This is a genomic window from Streptococcus mitis, from assembly GCF_003942865.1.
In the GTDB taxonomy this organism is placed as follows: Bacteria; Bacillota; Bacilli; order Lactobacillales; family Streptococcaceae; genus Streptococcus; species Streptococcus mitis_BI.
In genome coordinates, this window is record NZ_RJNZ01000022.1 from 1 (window position 1) to 2,789 (window position 2,789).

Consider the following 2,789-nt stretch of genomic DNA (forward strand, 5'->3'; position numbering starts at 1 on the left):
TTCCTGCTTCTGACGAGTAATTTCTTCTTTTGTTCGAACATTATCAGCATGTGCCACATCCTTAAGATAGACATAATACTTACCATCTACCTTAATCACATAGCCACCCTTGATTTCATTGACAATGTCTGAATCCTTCAACTGATAATTTGGATCTTTCATCAGCAGTTCCTCACTAATGATAGCATCATAAGGAACCTTGCCATTATAGTAATGATAATGGTCTCCATGAGAAGTCACATAACCTTGATCCGTAATCTTGATAACGATTTGCTCGGCATTAATACCTTCTTTTTTACTGACTTCATCAGGTATCAAATTTTCTGCCTTTTGGCTTGGTTGGTTACCATCTATATATGAAACACGGTTATTTTCTTTTACAGTTTGAGCTTGATGCAAACCTAGTTCATAAGCACAGACACTTAAAACAAGTGCAGCTGCTGACCCAGCTAAATATTTTTTATTGATTTTCATTCTTTCCTCTTTTCTTAACTCTATTTGATTCACTATAACATAATAAACCAGTTAATTAACTAGTTAATAGTTTACTCCTTTTAGTACTGCTTGTCAAGAATTTTTCGTATATACATAATAAAAATGAAAGCCTCTTTATCGAGACTCCCATTTTTCATTAGTTTGTTTTTTCCTTATTTACAGGTGAAGGATTACTACCTTTTAACAACGTAAGTAGTTTCTCTGTTTCTGCCATGATACCATTATTATCCATTGTTTGCAGACTCAAATTATTTCGTAAACCAGCTAGGGTTTCTGTCGCATTGCCTTTCAGACTAGCATCTGTTACTTTAGCAAGTAAAACTTCTGCTTCTTTGAGCTTGGCTTCTACTTTTTCAGTCTCTACTTGAGGGACTTCTGGCTCAGCAGGTGTTTCCTCTACTGGTTCTTCATCCGCTTTGAAGTTCTTTTTGGGATCTTCACTGTGGTCTTTCTTACCTAAGACATGCTCGCTGGCATTTCCCCATCCGTCATTAGAATGTGGACGTTCGTCAGGATGTTCAACATAATACTTAATCGTTGCAAATAAATCTTCCAACGTATAACCATTTGGAGCTTTGTATGAGTGATCATCAAACCAAGCAAATTTAATGTTATGGTAATGATCCTTATGAGGAATGATTAAATTACCATTTTTAACTTCTACTGTATGCTCAACCATGTATGGAAGTCGAACGAGTGGAATTCGTTTTTCCCCTTTCACACGATTGTAAATAGCCGCTGCACTATCTCCAGTTGGATTTGCTTGAGCATCTGCGTCTGCTGACGGAGGTAGAATTCCTTTTTCTTTAGTATAAGATTGAGCTGCAGCTTTTTCCTTATCAGAAAGGCTGTCTTTTCCAATCCAGTGACTATGTCCCATATGAGGCGTTACATAGGCATCTCCTTCATCACTGATAATATCATGTTCGTCAAAAATGTAACCATCTGAAGTTGTATACTTATCAGCTAATTGAGCAATGCGGACTTCATTTTCGGTATACTCAATCTGAGAATTTGGTTTGCCAAGTCGCTCTGGATGAGTAATTGGTGCTAGGAATGCCAATAAATCATCTACCAATTTTCCTTTATTAGAAGATTCATCATTCAAGCGTTCTGCTAATTTGTCTAAGGCTTGGAAATCAGAAACGCGACCTTTATTTTCAGACAAGGCTTTATGAGCCTCAGCCAACAGATTATATGCTTTATCATAAAATTCTTGGTCACGAGGAGCAACTTTTTCTTTTTTAGCAGTTAAAGCGTGTGATACACTCTCTTGTTTTGATAACTTGCTTTCAAGATTTTTAACAGTTTCAGATGGTAAATCTTTCGCAAAGACATAGCGTGAGATTCCTTTTTCTTCGAAAACATATCCTTCTCCAACTTTTCGTACCAGTTGACTAACCAAAGAAGAATTTGAGTCTATTTTAGGATTTGGAGTAGGAGCCGGCTTTACAATAGGTTTCAAAGGTTTTAAGCTAAGAGCTGGCAAAACAGGAGATGGAATTGGTTTTGGAAGGCTTGGAGTCAGAATTGGTTTTAATTCTTTACCACCTGCAGTAGTATGATTTACTTGATAATTTTCAGAAATCATTCTTGCAATCTTCTGCTCTAAGTCAGACATTTGAGAATAAGGGATAAAGTGATAATGGTCTCCGTGTGGCACTGCAACACCATTCGCAGTTTTTCTTGTAATCTGCGCTGGATCAAAAACAAGCCCATCTGATTCCACATGTCGTTGGCTAAGCGGCAAGGCATAAAGCTGTTTCAATAGACTGGATACGTCTTCTCTCGGACTAGCTTGATAGCTATTATCCACTTGTGGGCTAACACTTGGAGTCCATCTTCTGGTATTCTCCTCAACATTGCTTTGATTTGTTTGTCCATATGAACTACTATTCGATGTCTCTGATGAGCTACTGCTAGAAGAATTTGTCGAAGGACGATAGCCAACTGAGCTTGGTTGATTACCTTTTCCAGATAAGAAGGCTCGAGCTGCAGCTAATTCACTGGCAGACAAATCACTCTTAGGAATATAGTGGAAATGGTTGCCATGAGGAACGATATAGGCATCACCTGTATCTTCTATAATATCAGATGCATTAAAGATATAACCATCATCCGTTGTATAGCGGCCTTGAGCTCTGGCAGCGACTACCTCTTTATCGTTAGATCCACCTCCGTGATTACTACTGTGTTCCTGCTTCTGACGAGTAATTTCTTCTTTTGTTCGAACATTATCAGCATGTGCCACATCCTTAAGATAGACATAATACTTACCATCTACCTTAATCACA

Annotated in this window: 2 protein-coding genes; both read right to left on the reverse strand. The window is 37.9% G+C overall.

The features are described 5' to 3' along the window. A partial coding sequence (locus tag D8845_RS10085) for a pneumococcal-type histidine triad protein (protein WP_125453329.1) occupies positions 1-474 on the reverse strand: 474 nt, incomplete at its 3' end. 157 nt (positions 475-631) lie between these two features. Further along, positions 632-2,789, reverse strand: a 2,158-nt coding sequence (locus D8845_RS10090) for a pneumococcal-type histidine triad protein (RefSeq protein WP_125453330.1), incomplete at its 5' end; no start/stop codon positions are given.